Origin of the sequence: Bradyrhizobium sp. USDA 326 (assembly GCF_049739485.1) — a bacterium.
Classification (GTDB): domain Bacteria; phylum Pseudomonadota; class Alphaproteobacteria; order Rhizobiales; family Xanthobacteraceae; genus Bradyrhizobium.
This window is the reverse complement of record NZ_JBMGQA010000001.1, coordinates 2,258,310-2,274,759: the sequence shown is the minus strand read 5'-3', so window position 1 is coordinate 2,274,759 and position 16,450 is coordinate 2,258,310. Positions and strand designations below refer to the sequence as shown.

Annotated in this window: 15 protein-coding genes and 1 pseudogene; 6 read left to right on the top strand and 10 right to left on the bottom strand. The window is 64.9% G+C overall.

Features of this window, described 5'->3' with window-relative positions; translation table 11 throughout:
* Positions 1–10: 10 nt before the first annotated feature.
* The 3 genes from ABIG06_RS10850 to ABIG06_RS10840 all read right to left on the bottom strand — a co-directional run bounded on the left by ABIG06_RS10850 (position 11) and on the right by ABIG06_RS10840 (position 3,085).
* Entirely contained in the window at positions 11–1,618 is a 1,608-nt protein-coding gene (locus ABIG06_RS10850) for a Na+/H+ antiporter (protein WP_370136331.1), read from the bottom strand.
* A 66-nt stretch (positions 1,619–1,684) separates the two neighbouring features.
* Entirely contained in the window at positions 1,685–2,524 is an 840-nt protein-coding gene (bla, locus tag ABIG06_RS10845; protein WP_370136329.1) for a class A beta-lactamase, read from the bottom strand.
* A gap of 186 nt (positions 2,525–2,710) precedes the next feature.
* Positions 2,711–3,085 (bottom strand): nuclear transport factor 2 family protein, encoded by a 375-nt coding sequence (locus ABIG06_RS10840; RefSeq protein WP_124160245.1) that lies wholly within the window; start codon positions 3,083–3,085, stop codon positions 2,711–2,713.
* Positions 3,086–3,178: 93 nt separating this feature from the next.
* Here ABIG06_RS10840 and ABIG06_RS10835 point away from each other — a divergent pair, with 93 nt between their 5' ends.
* Both ABIG06_RS10835 and ABIG06_RS10830 read left to right on the top strand, forming a co-directional pair.
* Positions 3,179–3,607, top strand: coding sequence for a GFA family protein (locus ABIG06_RS10835; protein ID WP_370140818.1), 429 nt, complete (start codon positions 3,179–3,181; stop codon positions 3,605–3,607).
* Positions 3,608–3,640: 33 nt separating this feature from the next.
* Positions 3,641–4,091, top strand: a pseudogene (locus ABIG06_RS10830) (caspase family protein); the annotation flags it as partial.
* A 76-nt stretch (positions 4,092–4,167) separates the two neighbouring features.
* Here the strand turns inward: ABIG06_RS10830 and ABIG06_RS10825 are convergent.
* Complete coding sequence (locus ABIG06_RS10825) at positions 4,168–4,860, bottom strand: DUF1345 domain-containing protein (RefSeq protein WP_370136326.1); 693 nt, start codon at positions 4,858–4,860, stop codon at positions 4,168–4,170.
* A 9-nt stretch (positions 4,861–4,869) separates the two neighbouring features.
* The gene (locus ABIG06_RS10820) at positions 4,870–5,793 is read right to left on the bottom strand and encodes a polyprenyl synthetase family protein (RefSeq protein WP_370136324.1); all 924 of its coding nucleotides are present in this window, start codon (positions 5,791–5,793) and stop codon (positions 4,870–4,872) included.
* A gap of 161 nt (positions 5,794–5,954) precedes the next feature.
* Here ABIG06_RS10820 and mtgA point away from each other — a divergent pair, with 161 nt between their 5' ends.
* The 3 genes from mtgA to ABIG06_RS10805 all read left to right on the top strand — a co-directional run bounded on the left by mtgA (position 5,955) and on the right by ABIG06_RS10805 (position 7,777).
* On the top strand, positions 5,955–6,629 hold the full coding sequence (mtgA, locus tag ABIG06_RS10815) for a monofunctional biosynthetic peptidoglycan transglycosylase (protein WP_370136323.1): 675 nt from the start codon (positions 5,955–5,957) through the stop codon (positions 6,627–6,629).
* 169 nt (positions 6,630–6,798) lie between these two features.
* Positions 6,799–6,981 (top strand): 50S ribosomal protein L32, encoded by a 183-nt coding sequence (gene rpmF / locus ABIG06_RS10810; protein WP_007598106.1) that lies wholly within the window; start codon positions 6,799–6,801, stop codon positions 6,979–6,981.
* A 142-nt stretch (positions 6,982–7,123) separates the two neighbouring features.
* On the top strand, positions 7,124–7,777 hold the full coding sequence (locus ABIG06_RS10805; protein ID WP_370136320.1) for a hypothetical protein: 654 nt from the start codon (positions 7,124–7,126) through the stop codon (positions 7,775–7,777).
* Between the two features lie 76 nt (positions 7,778–7,853).
* Here ABIG06_RS10805 and ABIG06_RS10800 read toward each other — a convergent pair whose 3' ends face one another.
* Positions 7,854–8,114 (bottom strand): hypothetical protein, encoded by a 261-nt coding sequence (locus ABIG06_RS10800; RefSeq protein ID WP_199751477.1) that lies wholly within the window; start codon positions 8,112–8,114, stop codon positions 7,854–7,856.
* Positions 8,115–8,335: 221 nt separating this feature from the next.
* Between ABIG06_RS10800 and ABIG06_RS10795 the strand changes: the two genes are divergently transcribed.
* Positions 8,336–10,027: an EAL domain-containing protein gene (locus ABIG06_RS10795; RefSeq protein ID WP_370136318.1), complete on the top strand. Its 1,692-nt coding sequence runs from the start codon at positions 8,336–8,338 to the stop codon at positions 10,025–10,027.
* A 105-nt stretch (positions 10,028–10,132) separates the two neighbouring features.
* On the opposite strand, the gene ABIG06_RS10790 is transcribed toward ABIG06_RS10795, so the two are convergent.
* The 4 genes from ABIG06_RS10790 to ABIG06_RS10775 all read right to left on the bottom strand — a co-directional run bounded on the left by ABIG06_RS10790 (position 10,133) and on the right by ABIG06_RS10775 (position 16,355).
* Positions 10,133–11,641, bottom strand: a complete 1,509-nt coding sequence (locus tag ABIG06_RS10790) for a tripartite tricarboxylate transporter permease (RefSeq protein ID WP_124160252.1) — start codon at positions 11,639–11,641, stop codon at positions 10,133–10,135.
* A gap of 4 nt (positions 11,642–11,645) precedes the next feature.
* A complete protein-coding gene (locus ABIG06_RS10785) occupies positions 11,646–12,131 on the bottom strand; it encodes a tripartite tricarboxylate transporter TctB family protein (RefSeq protein WP_370136315.1) in 486 nt (161 codons plus the stop codon).
* A gap of 175 nt (positions 12,132–12,306) precedes the next feature.
* A complete protein-coding gene (locus tag ABIG06_RS10780; RefSeq protein WP_124160254.1) occupies positions 12,307–13,284 on the bottom strand; it encodes a tripartite tricarboxylate transporter substrate binding protein in 978 nt (325 codons plus the stop codon).
* Positions 13,285–13,487: 203 nt separating this feature from the next.
* Positions 13,488–16,355: a PAS-domain containing protein gene (locus tag ABIG06_RS10775; RefSeq protein ID WP_424578274.1), complete on the bottom strand. Its 2,868-nt coding sequence runs from the start codon at positions 16,353–16,355 to the stop codon at positions 13,488–13,490.
* Between the last annotated feature and the right edge of the window lie 95 nt (positions 16,356–16,450).

Here is a 16,450-nt window from a genome sequence, read left to right as displayed (position 1 = left end):
CGATGCGAAGCTACAAGGGCGCGCCCCGATACTCCCGGTTCGCCAGGCTCGCCTCCTCCAGGTCGAGATCCCGCTCGATCCGCCGTCGCGTCTCGTCGGTGATCTGGCCCTCGCGCAGGAGGCCGTGGATGAATTTGCGTTCGGCGGCAATCAGCTCGCGGGTCAGCGCGGTACCGGCGGCGGAGACGTCGTGGTGGTTGGGATCGAGCGAGTCGGGGAGCTGGTTGACGCGGATGTCGTGCCTTGCGCGCAGCAGCCGCATCACTTCTTCGGACACTTCCTTCTGCGCGGTCAGCGCGTCGAGCGATTCCAGCGCGGCCTCGAGCGCCTGGCGCCGGGCGGCGATCTCGGCCTCGTGCTCCGCGGCATGCTCGTGGCGGCCGGCCTCGGCGACGCCGAGCCAGCGCACGACCGGCGGCAGCGTCAGGCCGACGCCGATCAGCGTGACGAAGATGACGCCGAAGGCGACGAACAGGATCAGGTCGCGATACGGAAAGGCCTCGCCGTCAGGCAGCGTGAACGGCAGCGCCAGCGCGGCCGCCAGCGACACGGCGCCACGCACGCCGGTGAAAGCAAGCACGAACGGCCATTGCCATGGCGGCGACGGGTCGCGCTTGCGCAGAGACTTGCTGAGCATCCGCGGCAGGTAGGTCGCGGGGTAGAGCCAGGCGAAGCGCGCGATCACGACGATGACCAGGACCACTGCCGTCGCGATGAGAATGTCGTCGAGCGGGAAGGACTTCGACTTCTCGTAGAGCGCGCGCATCTGGAAGCCGGTGAGCAGGAACAGCATGCCCTCGATCAGATAGATCACCAGATCCCAGAAGAAGATGCCTTGCAGGCGCGTTGCCGACGAGATCAGCAGCGGCCCGTTCCAGCTCACGTAGAGGCCGCAGGCGACGGTCGCGATCACGCCGGAGCCGCCGACATGTTCGGGCAGCCAGTAGGAGACGTAGGGTGTGATCAGCGACAACGTCAGCTCGACCTGCGGATCACCGGACCATTTGCGGAAGCGCAAGGAGAGCCAGCCGACGCCGATGCCGAAGGCGATCTCGCTGGCGACGATCAGGAGGAACTCGCCGGCCGCGAGCGGCAGCGAGAAATGTCCGACCATGATCGCGGCGAGCGCAAAGCGGTAGAGGATCAGCGCGGTGGCGTCATTGGCCAGCCCTTCACCCTCGAGGATGACCAGGAGCCGGCGCGGCATGTTGAGCCGGCGCGCGATCGCGAGCGGCGCCACCACGTCGGGCGGCGCCACGATGGCTCCCAGCAGGAAGGCGACGGTCCAGGGCAGGCCGATCATGTAGTGCGTGGCGGCCGCCACCATCGCCGCGGTGAAGATCACCGCGCCGACCGCGAGCAGCACGATCGGGCGCAAATTGTTCTTGAACTCGCGCCAGCTCATGGCGACGCTCGCCGAGTAGATCAGCGGCGGCAGCACCATCAAAAGCACCAGCTCCGGCGGCAGCTCGACCGGCGGCATGCCCGGCACGAAGGCCAGGCCGACGCCGGCCAGCATCAGCAGAATGGCCGGGGCGACGTTGAAACGGCGCGCAGCCAGCGCCACGCCGGCCAGAACGGCAAGCAGGATCAGAAAGGTCTGAAATTTCGCTTCCATGATGGTCTGTCTTGACCCTGAAGCGCCCTCAAGGTCAATGCGGCGCTGCTCACGCCAGCTGGCCGGCTACATCCGTCCAATCCGCGCAAACAAAGCTGCGATCTGCGCCGCATTCGGCGTGCCGCCCTGGGTATAGGCCGCGATCAGGATCGGCGTAGCCGGCTTCGGCCAGACGACCGCGATATCGCCCGATGCGTCCTTGCCGTTATTGCCGGTCTTGTCGCCGATCTTCCAGTCTGCCGGCAGGCCGCCGCGCAGCCGGTTCGCACCGGTCTTGCAATTCACCATCCAGTCGGTGAGCTGGAGGCGCGATTGCGCCGACAAGGCTTCGCCCAGCACCAGCCGCCGCAGACTGCCCGCCATTGCCGTGGGTGTCGTGGTGTCACGGGGATCGCCCGGCGGTGAGCGGTTGAGCTCTGGCTCGTTGTGGTCGAGCCGCGACGTGGTGTCACCGAGCGACCGCCAGAATGCGGTCAGCGCGGCGGGCCCGCCGATCCGCGCCAGCAGCAGATTGGCGCAGGTATTGTCGCTGAGCTCGACGATCGCCTTGCACATCTCGCCGACCGACATCTTGCCGGCCGAGAGATTTTGCCTGGCGACCGGTGCGTATTCCAGGAGATCGGCCTGACCGTAAGGGATCATGGCCGCGAGTTGCTCCTCACCGCGATCGAACCGCGCCAGCACGCTGGCGGCAAGCGAAGCCTTGAATGTCGAGCACATGACGAACCGCTCGTCGGCACGCCAGGCGAGCTTTCTGCCAGTCGCGAGATTCTCAGCATAGAGCCCGATGCGCCCGCCACTGTCGCGCTCATAGGCTTCGAGTTCGGCCGGCGCCTCCGCGGCGAGCGCGGGAGAAGCGGCGATCCAGCACAGGGAGGCGAGCAGGGAGCGGCGATCGACAAGCATGGGGACCTTTAGCGTGGGTCAGACGGTGTAGGGATGTAGCGGACGCTTTATCCGCACCGTCATTGCGAACGGAGCGAAGCAATCCAGTCGGCCTCCACGGCGAGATTCTGGATTGCTTCGCTTCGCTCGCTATGACGAATGGAGAACGAGTGCGACAGATTTCGGGCAGCGGAAGATCGGGAGGACTCACTCCCGCAGGTCGTACCTGTACGATTTCGACACGATTTGCCAGCCGTCGGCGAGCTTCATCGCCACGAGATAGTCGGTGAAATAGCGTGGCGGCAGCTGGCAGCGCACCTTGATGAAGGCGGTCTTGTCGTCCGAACGGTCGATGGTGACGATGAAATCCTCGCGCGGCTTGCCTTCGGCCTTGGCTGAGGCGCGCTTGCGGACGCGATCGAGCCAATCGGGTACGGTCAGAACCTGGAGCTCGCCCTTCTCGACCCAGCGCAGATCGGCGGAGGGATGGAAGATGGCGCCGAGTTTTTCGGCGTCGCCCTCATAGAGTCCGTCAAAATAGGATTGCACGACAGTTTCGACGCTCGACCGGTCCTGGTTCATGGGGCATTCCTTTGCGTGATGGCGGAGGCGAACTTAGTCGTACACGTCGAAATGCTCTATGGGTCTGTGAGCCGTTTGCGCGAAGGCATCGTCATGACCGGATCAGACAATTCGAACGCTCGTATCCTCATCGGCGAATGCTGTTGCCGCGCTGTGCGCTATGAGGTGGCGGATGCGTTCTCCTATGCGATGAACTGCCACTGTTCGAACTGCCGTCGCACCACCGGAGCCGCCTTCAAGCCGTTCGCGGGCATCGCGCAAGACAAGCTCCGCATCGTCCAGGGAGAGGATCAGCGGATGATTTTCGGCGACGACACCACCCATGATGCGCATTGCGCCCGCTGCGGCTCGTTGCTCTATTCCCGGGTGCGTGAAGGACAATGGGTCCATGTCGCCATGGGAACCCTGGTCGACGTCCCCACGATTCGGCCGAGCGCCCATATTTTCGTCGGCTCGAAGGCGCCCTGGCACGAGATTACGGACAATCTGCCGCAATATCGGGAGCACATCGGGGTTGTCTGAGGGAACCGGACCTCGCGGCCGTCGGCGAACCGCGACCCGGCTGGCGCGACGAATAAAGGGGGATTTTCGGCCCGTATCGGCCGGGGCCTGGCCCAGGTCGAGCCGCCCAGCCTCAACAGCTGATCGCCTATTAGGTCAAGGCCGGCTTCACGGCGCAGAACGGCGACGGCGCCAACAGCCCGTTCACGGTCGCGCTGTCGAAGCATTTGACGACGCCGGGCCTCGACGTCCGCCGCGCCTTCGGCTTCGTGCGTGACGACGTGCTCAAATCGACGGGCAACAAGCAGGAGCCGTTCGTTTACGGTTCGCTCGGCGGCGAGGACGTGCCGCTGGTGCCGGTCAAGGTGGCGGCCGTCGCGCCGGCGGCGAATCTCCAGGCTGATATCCGCCGTGACTATGGTGCGCGCTCCAGGTCGGCAACAGGCCGGCGTGGGAAGCGTTCCTCGCCCAGCATCCCGACGGTTTCTATGCGAGCCTCGCCAAGCCTCTGCGACGCCACTGCCGAGGTGTGTTGCTGACCGCTGCTTTCTGGGCCTCCCAACGAAGGCCGGGACGATAGACTATTTCGAGATCGCGCTCGCCGCGATGTTCACCGTCAGCGCCAGCAACGCCGTGTTGTAGATGAAGGACACGATGCCGTGCGCCGTCGCGGTGCGGCGAATGGTCTTGTCGGTGATGCCGACGTCGGAGACCTGCGCAGTCATGCCGATCACGAACGAGAAATAGACGAAGTCCCAATAGTCGGCGTGGTCTTCCTTGTCGCCGCTCGGAAACTGAAGGCCACCTGCCGTACCGCTGCGATAGTAATCATGCGCGTAGTGCAGCGCGAAGGTCGTGTGCACCGCAGCCCATGACAGTACGATGGTGATGATCGCGATCGTCAGCTCCAGGGTGCCGCGATGCGGCGTGCCCAGTTCGGAGACGATCGCCGCGATGCTGGCGAAGGCACCGGTCGCTGTGACAAGCAGGATCACGAATCGGCCGTCGTCCTGCATCGCGGCGGCGCGACGGATGTGCTGGTGGTTGTTGCAGAGCATCATCGCATAGACCAGCACGAGATAGACCGCGATGAGCGCGTCCCATCCGAACAGGAGCCGTGTCACCAGCCGATGCGTGCCCGGCACAAGCAGGCAGACGAGGATGCCGACAGCGAGCGCAATGAACGTCCGCGGCCGTGCATAGAGCAGCCGCATCGGCCGCGACATCTGGCGGAAGCGGACAAGAACTGGATCCTCTTTGCCGCCGGCCGCCATCGGCGCGCGCTAGTTTTTCCGCTCGGCGACGAATCGCGCGGCGGCCTGCAGCACGGCGGCGCGGTCGCCGAAGATCGACACTGCGTTGTCCGCCCGCGCGAGCAAATCGCGCACGCGCTGCTTGGCGCCTTCGATGCCGAGTTGAGTGACGAAGGTGGTCTTGCCAAGGGCTGCATCGGCGCCGGCCGGCTTGCCGAGCGCGGCCGCGTCGCCTTCGACGTCGAGCAGATCGTCGGCGATCTGGAAGGCCTCGCCGAGCGCGCGGCCGTAATCATCGAGCGCCTGATACTCCTTCTGCGAGGCCTGGCCGAGGATCGCGCCGGCAATGCAGCCGTAGCGCAGCAGCGCGCCGGTCTTCATCTGCTGAATGCGGGCGACATCGATCGGCTCGTTGCCGCCGAAACGGCCTTCGCCGGCGAGGTCGAGGATCTGGCCGCCGACCATGCCGCCGATGCCGGCGCAGCGCGCCAAGGCGCGCGTCAGCAGCAGCCGCACATTGGCGTCGCGATGGATCTCGTCGCGCGTGATGATGTCGAAGGCGAGCGTCAGCAGGCCGTCGCCGGCGAGGATCGCGGTCGCGTCGTCGGTCTTCTTGTGCAGGGTGGGGCGGCCGCGGCGCAGGTCCGAATTGTCCATCGCCGGTAGGTCGTCATGGATGAGCGAATAGCAGTGGATGCATTCGAGTGCCGCGCCGGCGAGCAGGGCCGCCTCGCGCGGGACGCCGAACACGGCGGCGCTTTCGACCACCAGGAACGGCCGCAGACGCTTGCCGCCATTCAGGCTCGAATAGCGCATTGCGTCCATCAGTCGCTTGGGCCGGGCGATCTCGTCGTGCAGGATGTCATCCGACAATAGCCGCCCAAGCAGGGCCTCGGTATCATCAGCGGTCTTGTCCAGACGTTTGGCGAAATCGGACGGGGACGTACCGGTCATCAAGAAGGGCTCCAGAACTAAAATTCGGCCGGACAATCCTTTATGCGCCAGCGCCAGTCAATCGTTTGGAAGGGCTAAAAAGTGCCGGAAAAGACCCGAATTATCACAGACTTAATGGCTCAGCCGTGGGCCTCGTTTCATTTTGCGCCGGAAAGGTCGACTTGCGCATCGTCAAAATCCTTCTCCTGGTGCTCGTGGTCGCGGCTCTCGCGCCCTATGTGATCGCGCCGTTTTACCGCACGGGCCATCCGGTTTCGACGTTGATGGCTTGGCGTTCGCTCCGGGGCGCGCCGATGCAGCGGACGTGGATCGATCTGGCTGACATGTCGCCTTATCTGCCGCGTGCCGTGGTGGCGGCCGAGGATGCCCATTTCTGCAAGCATCACGGCATCGATTGGGGCGCGTTGCGCGAGGCGATCGACGACGCACAGGAGGATGGCACGCCGTTCCGGGGCGCCTCCACGATCACCCAGCAGGTGGCGAAAAACCTGTTCCTCTGGCAGGGGCGGGATTTCGTTCGCAAGGCGCTGGAATTCCCGCTGGCACTCTGGATCGATCTCGTCCTGCCCAAGCCGCGGATCCTGGAGATTTACCTCAACATCGCCGAGTTCGGTCCGCAGGGCCAGTTTGGCGTCGAGGCGGGCAGCGCCTATGCCTTTGGCAAATCGGCCGCCAGCCTCTCCCCGCGGGAGGCAGCCCTTCTGGCCTCGATCCTGCCGAATCCGGTCAAACGGAGCGCCAGGACGCCGGGGCCGGGCGTCCGGCGACTGGCAGCAACCTACGTGGCGCGGGGGCAGGCGAGCTCGCTTGCGACCTGCTGGCGCGAAAATCGCTGATTTTTGGCCCGTTCCGGGCGTATTTTCCGACCCAAGAGCCTAGCTTTACGGCCAGCCTTCCTCTATAAGCGCGGCCTTGATCGGCATTCAGCTCGCCTCGTATTGCGGGTGCTGAGCCGTCCCTTCGCGGACGATGCCCTGATGACACCAATCCCTAGAGGATATTGAAATGGCCGTTCCGAGAAGAAAAACCTCGCCGTCGCGCCGTGGCATGCGCCGCTCGGCTGACGCCATCAAGAAGCCGACCTATGTGGAAGACAAGGACTCCGGCGAGCTCCGTCGTCCGCACCATCTCGACCTCAAGACCGGCATGTACAAGGGCCGTCAGGTCCTGAAGAAGAAAGAGTCCTGAAGGCAGGACCTTTCCTCAGGCGGGATAATTGAACCCGCGTGATTTCGGCCAACCCATGAGCTAGACGGTGACGGCGGCGGGGCAAATGCTTCGCCGCTGCATTGCTCTGTCCGGATATCTTGATCGAGAAGGCATCTCGCCGATGGTCGGTTTCCCGCTGCTTCTGATTCCGCTCGCGGTCTACAACATCATCGCCTTCCTGATGCCCAGCGTGTCCTTCTCGGACGTGCTGTTTAATGTGCCGATGATCACGGGCGAGAGCTGGCCGGTCACGCTCGCCGATTTGCTGCTCGCACTCGGTGTGGTGCTGCTGCTGCTCGAAGTGGTCAAGGGCGCGCGGCCGGGCTCGAAATTCCTGATGGATCATTTGCTGTCGCTGATCGTCTTCGGGGCGGCCGCAGCCGAATTCGTGATGTGGCCCAAATTCGGCAACTCTACCTATTTTCTGCTGGTGCTGCTGGCGATGGCCGACTTCCTTGCCGGCATTGCCCAGCGCACGCGTCGCCGCGTCACCTATGTCGCCGAGACGACGGTGCCGGCGCCACGCAAGGCCAAGCGCCGGGGTGAAGTGCCGGCGGATGATGCGGAGGCCGCCTCCAGGTTCGAGCCTGTGATTGCGCCGCAGCCGGCGCCGGTGGCGCCGCCCGCACCCTCAGCGCAATCCGTCGCCGAATCCGTACTGATGGATCATCCTGCGCCAAAACCGGTGCAGGGCTCATCCTCCCCGGAAATTTCCTCGCCCCATCTTCAGCCGGGCAACGGCACGCCGTCGTCCCCTGACGCGCCGCCACGCTGACCGAGCGCGTCGACCTCTTCCGCAGGCGGGGAGCGGCGTAGCGCTCGTGAAGCAACCAATTGTCCTTTAAGCTGGGCTACGCCACCTGTCGCGTCCGGGCGCTGACGCTTCCCAAGGGCCGCTTGCTGCCATAGGCCGTCCGCGCATCTTCGGAAGAGACGCGGCGGAGCCGGCTGGTCTGGGACGGATGTTCGGCATTGGCGATGAGCTGGGTGACGAAGCTCGGATCGGGGCGCGGCAGCGGCGCCTTGTGAACCCACTGCAACGTCGGCATCAGCGGCACCAGGGCCGTGCCCATGCCGTTGTCCGCTGCGTCCGATCGATCGGTACTCAACATCGCAATCACCGTTGATCCGGCGAGATTGTCGCGTTTCGGGACGCAGGCGCCGGTGCGAGTCCTGTACTCGCAAGGCCTATGCCGACCGAGCCGGTTTGGTTCCCCACGCCCGGGAAACGTGGTTTCCAAATTGTTTATCAACTTTGCCTAGGGTCGGAGACGAATCTGGCTCTATCCTGTGCCGGATCAGGACTTCTCCACTGTCCCAGAACGAGGCGATCTTGACCCCCACACTGCCGCAAGCCTCCGACATCCTGGCTGCGCTCGGCCAAGCCGTGTTCGCCTGGGACATCGCCAGCGATGCCATCGTCTGGGGTGAGCAGGTCGCCGGCATCTTTCCCGGTATCCCGGCCGAGCGGCTCGCGACCGGCGCCGAATTCGCCAAGCTGATCGAGCCCGCGCAAACGCTGCGGACCGCAGCCCTGGCGCAAACCTCCGCGGTGCACGGCGCCGACGGTACCCCCTACCGGGTCGAGTACGGCGTGCGCATGAGCGCCTCCGATCCCGTGATCTGGGTCGAGGAGACCGGTCGCTGGTTCGCGGGCCCCGATGGCCGCCCCACACGCGCGATCGGCTCCGTCCGCATCAACAACGAGCGCCACGCCCGCGACGAGGAATTGGCCAAGCTGGCCCGGCTCGATCCACTGACCGGCGAGCTCAACCGCTCCCATCTGCTGGCGGCGCTGGCCGAGGCGATCGAGGAGACGAGCCGCTTCCGCTCGACCGCGGCCTTCATGCTGGTCGGCATCGACCATCTCGCCCGCGTCAACGAGGCCTTCGGCTTCGACGTTGCCGACGCCGTGATCCTCGATGTCGCCAAGCGCATCCGCACCCGCCTGCGCGGCGGCGACGTGCTCGGGCGCTTCTCCGGCAACAAGTTCGGCCTGATCCTGAAGAACTGTACCGTCGACGACATGAACGTCGCCGCAGAGCGCTTTCTCACCGGCATCCGCGACGAGGTGGTGCCGACGAAATCCGGCCCGGTTTCGGTCACCGCCTCTATCGGCGCGGTCAGCCTGCCGCGCTATGCCCGCAACACCGATGAGGCGGTCAACCGCGCCCATGAAACGCTGGACGCCGCCAAGCGCCGCCGCTCCGGCTCGTTCGCCGCGTGGCGTCCGGATGCCGCGCGCGACGCGCAGCGACGGGTCAACATCCGCGTCACCGACGAGATCGTCACCGCGCTGAACGAGCGCCGTATCAAGCTCGCCTATGAGCCGGTGGTCTCGGCCAGCTCGCGCGAACGCGCGTTCCATGAATGCCTGGTGCGGATGGACCAGGGCGACGGCCAGGTGCTGCTCGCGCCCGACATCGTGCCGGTCGCCGAGCGCCTCGGCCTGATCCGCCTGGTCGACCACCGCGTGCTCGAGCTCGTGGTCGCCGAGCTCGCCGCTGCGCCCGGCATCTGCCTCAGCCTCAACATCTCGCCTGATACGACGATGGATCCGGACTGGTGGGCGGGGATCGAATCGCTGATGCTGGCCCATCCCGGCGTTGCCGAGCGGCTGATCGTCGAGATCACCGAGACGGTCGCGATCCAGGATATCGACGAGGTTCGCGCCTTCGTCAGCCGCCTCAAGCATTTCGGCAGCCGGATCGCCATCGACGATTTCGGCGCCGGCTACACCTCGTTCCGCAATTTGCGCAAGCTCGGTGTGGACATCGTCAAGATCGACGGCGCCTTCGTGCAGAACATCACCCGTTCCGCCGACGACCGCGCCTTCGTGCAGACCCTGATCGATCTCGCCCGCCGTCTCGACATCAAGACCGTGGCCGAATGGGTGCAGGACGAGGAAGCCGCGAGCATGCTGCGCGAGTGGGGCTGCGACTACATCCAGGGCCGCCTGATTGGGCTCGCCTCAGCCGACCGGCCGTGGGGCGTGGCCGACAGTGTCTTGCCGGCGGCAAGCTGATGAAGCGTAGGTTGGGTTGGCCGAAGGCGTAACCCACCACTTTACTATCCTCGTAGAGAGAGAAGCGGTGGATTGCGCCTTCGGCTAATCCATCCTGCAGAACCTTCATGCCCCCTCATCCAATGCCACCAGCTCGCGCTTCTTGCGCAGCGACGGCAGCAGCGGTGCGATCAGCAGCACGAGCGCCAGCGTCAGGCACACCCCCGAGATCGGCCGCTGCACGAAGGTCCAGAGATCGCCCTGCGACAGGATCAGCGACTTGCGCAGATTGTTCTCCATCATCGGCCCCAGCACGAAGGCGAGCACCAGTGGCGCCGGCTCATAGCCGAACTTGCGCATGAAATAGCCGATGATCCCGAACGCGATCATCACGTAGACGTCGAACACGTTGTTGCTCGAGCAGTAGACGCCGAGGATCGTGAACAGGATGATCAGGGGAAACAGGATGTTGTAGGGCAGCTTGAGCAGCTGCACCCACATGCCGATCATCGGCAGGTTCAGGATCAGCAGCATGACGTTGCCGATATACATGCTGGCGACGATGCCCCAGAACAGGCCAGGGTTCTGCGTGATCAGCAGCGGTCCCGGCTGCAGCCCGTGAATGACGAATGCCCCCAGCAGCAGCGCCATCACCACGTTCGGCGGGATGCCGAGCGTCATCAGCGGAATGAAGGCGCCGCCCGCCGCGGCGTTGTTGGCCGACTCGGGTCCCGCGACGCCTTCGATCGCGCCATGGCCGAAACGCTCGGGCGTCTTCGATAGCCGCTTCTCCAGCGCGTAGGAGGCGAATGACGCCACCACCGCGCCGCCGCCCGGCAGGATGCCGAGGAAAAAGCCCAGGATCGTGCCGCGGCCAACCGGACCTGCGCTCGCCTTCCAGTCCTCTTTGCTGGGCAGGAGATGCGTGATCTTGGTGTTGATGATGTCGCGCTTGATCGCCTGCTCGGTGTTGAGCAGCACCTCGGCAACGCCGAACAGGCCCATCACGACGGGCACGAGGCCGATGCCGTCGATCAGCTCCATACGGCCGAAGGTCAGCCGCGGCTGCGCGGTGATGCTGTCGAGCCCGACCAGCCCGAGCACGACGCCGATGCACGCCATCAGCAGTGCCTTCGGCATCGATCCCTGGGTGAGGAAGGTGAGGACGACGAGGCCGAGCACCATCAGGCTGAAATACTCGGCCGGGCCGAACGCGATCGCGACGCTGGCGAGCTTCGGCGCCACCAGCATCAGGGCGACCAGCGCAAACGTGCCGGCGGCGAAAGAGCCGAAGGCGGAGATGCCGAGCGCGGGGCCCGCACGGCCCTGTTTCGCCATCTGGTGGCCGTCGATGCAGGTGACGACGGAGGCTGCTTCGCCGGGGATGTTGACCAGGATCGAGGTGGTCGAGCCGCCATACATCGAGCCGTAGTAGATGCCGGCCATCATGATGATGCCGGATTCCGGCGTCCCCGACAGTGTCACGGGCAGCAGCAGCGACATCGCCGAGATCGGCCCGATGCCCGGCAGCACGCCGACCAGCGTGCCAATGAAGACGCCGATGAAGCAGTAGAGCAGGTTGATCGGCAGCAGCGCGACGCCGAATCCATGCGCGACGTTGACAAGCGTATCCATGCGGTCAACCGATCCCGAACAGGCCTGAGGGCAGTTGGATCAAGAGCAGGCGCTTGAGCACCCACCACATGCCTGAGGGCACCAGCACCGCGATCGGAATCGCAAGGGTCCATCGCACCGGATCGATCAGCCGTAAGAGAAGCAGCATCAGCGGGATCGACGATAGCAGGAAGCCCAGCGGCTCCAGCGCAAAGGCGAATGCCGTGAGGCAGGCGATGAGGAGAAGCGGCTTGCTCCATCGCACGTTCTCCCAGCGCGAGGCCAGCGTCGGCCCGCCCTCGGTGATCGCCGAGACGATGATGGCGCCTGCGAACACGCACATCAGGATGCCTGTATAGAACAGAACGTAGCCCGAGCCGGGATCGTTGATGGTGCCGAGCCTGAGCTTCAAGCCCGACCAGATCACGAAGCCGCCAAGCGCGAGCCCGATCAGACCGCCCCAGAGCTCGGAGTTGTTGAGGCGGAGTTTGACGTGGGTGTCGTTGTTCATGTGAAACGCCTTGAGATCACCGTCTTCCTCTGCGCAACGGCGAAGCCGTTGTCGCTGAGGTGGCGGAGCGCAGGGTAGCCCTCGAAGGGCGACGGTGCCCCGATCCATCCTTCGAGGCGAGCCGCAAGTGCGGCTCGCACCTCAGGATGACGACAGCATTTTGTGGCGAGGCCAGCTATTTCTTCGCAAGCCCGAGCGTCTCGATCACCTTGCGCTCGGACGCCGTGACCTCGACGACGAACTTCTTGTAGTCCTCCGTGTTCTTGTAGTTCGGAACCATGTCGTATTTGGCGAGCGTCGCCACCACTGCCGGGTCTTCGATCGCCTTCTTGAAGGCATCGTGCAGCTTGGCGACGATCTTGGGATCCATGCCCTTCGGACCAGCGATGCCGAACGGGGAATCATAGACCATGGGATAGCCGAGCTCCTTCAGCGTCGGCACATCCGGGTAGTTTGGCGAGCGTGCGCCGGTCCACACCATCAAGAGCCGCAGCTTGCCGGCGTCGACCAGCGGTCGCCATCCCGTTGAGTCGGCCTGCAGCATCGTGTGCTGTCCCAGCACGGCTGCGTTGGTCTCCGCGCCGCCCTTGAAAGGGACTTGCGTCAGCTTGATGCCGGACATCCCCGCGATCTGCTCCATGCCGATATGCAGCGAAGTGCCGGCGCCCGGCGTGGCGTAGGTCACTTTGCCCGGGTTTGCCTTGGCGAACTCCACCACGTCCTTCCAGCTCTTGAACTGCGACTCCGCACTGGTCGTCACACCAAAGGTGTAGCCGGTGAGATGGACGATATAGCTGAAGTCCTTCGCCGGATCCCATGATACCTCCTGCATCAGCGGCAGGCGGAAGACGGTGATCGGGATCTGCGAGATGGTGTAGCCATCAGGCTTCGCTGCCGCGGCCATGGTCGCAGGTCCCACCGTGCCGCCGCCGCCGGCCTTGTTGTCGACCACGATCGGCTGACCCAGGATCTTCGAGGCGCTGTCGGCGATCGCGCGCATCGAGATATCGGTCGATCCGCCGGCCGGCCATGGCACGATCAAGGTGATCGGCTTGCTGGGATAGTCCTGCGCATTCGCAGCAGTAGAGAGCAATGCGCCCATGACAGCGTGCACCGCGGCAAATGCGATCGTCTTCAGCCCGTATCCTGACATCGAAACGCCTCCCTCGCAGCGGCCCGATTGGGCCGCCGCCTCTTGTTCTTGTGAGGCGATTGTTCCTGAAATCGAGGGAGAAGAAAAGCGCATTGCGCGGACCGCGCACGGCGGTCGGTCGGTCAATGCCGGCGGAGCCGGCACATGCGACAATTCGTCGTTCGGCCGCGTGCCGAGAGACGGAATTTGAGGAGGCGAAGCCGTTAAGCCACGCGCCGGACCATGTTCAGCGTCTCGATGGTGCGGCCGACCTCCGATGCGAGACAGGGCTTGCCGAAATAATAGCCTTGCACAGCAGTGCAGCCGCATTCGCGGACGAAATCGAGTTGCTCCTCGGTCTCCACCCCCTCCGCGGTCGTCTCGACGCCGAGCACGGAGCCGAGGCTTGCGATCGTTCGGACGATGGCAACGCTTTCCGGGCTTTCGCCGAGCGTGCCGACGAAGGAGCGATCGATCTTGATGCGGTCGAAGGGAAACTTGCGCAAATAGCTCAGCGAGGAATAGCCAACGCCAAAATCGTCGAGGCTGACGCGCACCCCTAACGTGCGGAGCTGGTGCAGGATCTCGATCGTCGCCTCGCTCTCATCGAGCAGCGCCGTCTCCGTGACCTCGAGCTCGAGCCGCTGCGGGGAGAGGCCGGCTTCCGCAAGTGCGCTCGTGACCATCGCCACCAGCCCGCGCGAGCGGAACTGCACCGGGGACAGGTTCACCGCGACAGTGATATCGGGCCAGGACGCAGCGGCCGCGCAGGCCGTGCGCAGCACCCATTCGCCGATCGGTACGATCAGCCCGTTTTCCTCCGCAATCGGAATGAACTCGGCTGGAGAGACGAAGCCACGCGAGGGGTGTTTCCAGCGCAGCAGTGCCTCGAAGCCGGTGAGCTCGGAGGAGTCGAGCCGCATCTGCGGCTGAAACACCAGGTGGAATTCACGTCCTTCGAGCGCGCCGCCCAGATCCTGCTCCAGCGCGTGTCGGCTGCGTGCCTCTTCCTCCATCTCGGGCTCGAACAGTTGATAGGCGCCGCGCCCGTTGGCCTTGGCCTGGTACAGCGCGAGGTCGGCGCATTTCATCAGCTCGTCGGCATCGAGCCCATGGTCGGGTGCGATCGCGATGCCGACGGAGACGCCGACATGGAGCGACTGGCTCTCCAGCGGCGGCGGATGACCGATGATGTCGACAAGGCGGCGGGCAAGCTCCTCGGCCGATTGCGGCTGCGGTCCGCGCTGGAGGATGGCGAACTCGTCGCCGCCGAGGCGGGCGACGGTATCGTGCTCTCCGACATTCTCCTTCAGGCGTGCTGCGACCCAGCGCAGCAGGCGGTCGCCTGCGGCATGGCCGAGACGATCGTTGACGGTCTTGAAGTTGTCGAGGTCGAAGCACAGCACGGCCATCGCGCCGCCGGCGATCGCGACCTGGTTCAGTCCTTCGCCCATCTTCTCGCGGAACAGCGTGCGGTTGGGCAGGTCGGTGAGCGAATCGTGCTGCGCCATATGCGCCACCCGGGCCTGGGCCTTGTGACGCTCGGTGACGTCCTCGTAGGTGACGACCCAGCCGCCGTGCTCCATCCGCTTGTGATTGAGCTTGATGATGCGGCCGTCGCTCAAATGGCGGTGCAGCGTGTGCTCGCCCTCGCGCAGCCTCTCGACGTAGTCGGCATAGAGCTTGGCGCCGGTCATGTTCGGATGAATGCCGAGCTCGCAGCTTTGCTCCATGATCTCCCGCATCGAGACGCCTGGCTTCACGATCTCCGGCGACAATCCGTACATCTCGATGTAGCGGCGGTTGCAAACGATCACGCGCAGGCTGGCGTCGAGCATGCACAGGCCCTGGCTCATGTTGTTCAGGGCTGCGTCGAACCGGCGGTACTGTTCGCTCAGTTGCTCGATCGCGCGCTCGCGCTCGGTAATGTCCTCGTAGGTGGCGACGAAGCCGCCTTCGGCCAGCGCGCAATAGCGCACCGAGACCACGGTGCCGTTCGCCATGCGCCGGCGCATCGGCGATGAATCGCGGTTCGCAATGCTCGTGCTGGCAGCTTCGAGAAGCTGTTGCGGACTGTATTCGGAGGCGAATGCGCCCTTCGCCATCGAACGCTCTATCAGCTCGGCGAGATGCGTGCCGGGCCTGGTCTCCTCCGGCGACAGCCGGTAGATCTTGCGGTAGGTGGTGTTGCAGACGCGAAGGCGCATGTCGCTGTCGTAGAAGGCGAGCCCGTGCGCCATGTTCTCCAGCGCCGCATCGAGGATGAAGTTCTGCTGCCTCAGCGCTTCCTCGTATTGCAGCCGCTCCGTGACGTCCTCGTGCACCGTCACCCAGCCGCCGTCGGGCAGGAAACGGGAGACCGCCTGGACCATCCTTCCGTCGTAACGCATCACCAGCAGGGTTTTCGCCTTCCTGCGGCGCACATCTTCCAGCCGGCTCTCGTGAAATTCGTCGCTCGACATGCCCGGCAGGTTGCCCCGCGACATCCAGTGCTCGATCACCGTGCAATGCGGAACGCCCGGCTTCACGATCTCGGGATCGAGGTCGTAGAGCTTCAGGAACCTTTCGTTGCAGACGACGACGCGGCTGTCGACGTCGTACATGATGAGGCCGTGGGACATGTTGGCGAGCGCGTGCTGGCTCCGTTCGGTCTGCACGTGCAATTCCGCTTCGAGCCGGGCGAGGCGGCTGACATCGTCGCATATCGTCATCCAGCCGCCGCCGGGCAGCGGCTTCAGCTCGAGCGACATGACGAGGCCGCTCGCCAGCCGCTGCTCGGTTCGGAACGGCTTGCCCGCGGCGATCTGCGCGATCCGCGCCGAATACAACGCGTCGAGCTCGCCTTGCGGAAAGTTGCCGCGCCTCGCGCTGTGCGCGAGCACCTCGCGGTAGCTCGTGCCGATGCGTACGATGTCGGCCGACATGTCGAACAGCGTGAGGTACCGCTGGTTCACCAGCACGATTCGGTTGTCGGCATCGTAGACGCAGACGCCCTGCTCCATGTGGTCGAGCGCAAGCTGGCTCAGCGCGACCAGGGCGTCCGGGCCCCGCTCGCGGCGTGCATCAGGCTCGTTGTCGCGGGTCGACATCATGGGGTCGGCGGGACCTTGGCGGGCAATAGACTTGACGCAACCTATTTCAGCGGCCGAGGGTAGCGAAGAGGCCGGAAAATTCCCTTAAGCGCAGT

Excerpts from the sequence above, each read along its gene's own strand:
- ABIG06_RS10805 (WP_370136320.1), top strand. The coding sequence starts at position 7,124 with ATGGTCGGTTTCCCGCTGCTTCTGATTCCGCTCGCGGTCTACAACATC.
- ABIG06_RS10800 (WP_199751477.1), bottom strand. The coding sequence starts at position 8,114 with ATGTTGAGTACCGATCGATCGGACGCAGCGGACAACGGCATGGGCACG.
- ABIG06_RS10835 (WP_370140818.1), top strand. The coding sequence starts at position 3,179 with ATGACCGGATCAGACAATTCGAACGCTCGTATCCTCATCGGCGAATGC.
- ABIG06_RS10840 (WP_124160245.1), bottom strand. The coding sequence starts at position 3,085 with ATGAACCAGGACCGGTCGAGCGTCGAAACTGTCGTGCAATCCTATTTT.
- ABIG06_RS10775 (WP_424578274.1), bottom strand. The coding sequence starts at position 16,355 with ATGATGTCGACCCGCGACAACGAGCCTGATGCACGCCGCGAGCGGGGC.
- ABIG06_RS10780 (WP_124160254.1), bottom strand. The coding sequence starts at position 13,284 with ATGTCAGGATACGGGCTGAAGACGATCGCATTTGCCGCGGTGCACGCT.
- ABIG06_RS10785 (WP_370136315.1), bottom strand. The coding sequence starts at position 12,131 with ATGAACAACGACACCCACGTCAAACTCCGCCTCAACAACTCCGAGCTC.
- ABIG06_RS10850 (WP_370136331.1), bottom strand. The coding sequence starts at position 1,618 with ATGGAAGCGAAATTTCAGACCTTTCTGATCCTGCTTGCCGTTCTGGCC.
- rpmF (WP_007598106.1), top strand. The coding sequence starts at position 6,799 with ATGGCCGTTCCGAGAAGAAAAACCTCGCCGTCGCGCCGTGGCATGCGC.
- ABIG06_RS10820 (WP_370136324.1), bottom strand. The coding sequence starts at position 5,793 with ATGACCGGTACGTCCCCGTCCGATTTCGCCAAACGTCTGGACAAGACC.
- ABIG06_RS10825 (WP_370136326.1), bottom strand. The coding sequence starts at position 4,860 with ATGGCGGCCGGCGGCAAAGAGGATCCAGTTCTTGTCCGCTTCCGCCAG.
- bla (WP_370136329.1), bottom strand. The coding sequence starts at position 2,524 with ATGCTTGTCGATCGCCGCTCCCTGCTCGCCTCCCTGTGCTGGATCGCC.
- ABIG06_RS10790 (WP_124160252.1), bottom strand. The coding sequence starts at position 11,641 with ATGGATACGCTTGTCAACGTCGCGCATGGATTCGGCGTCGCGCTGCTG.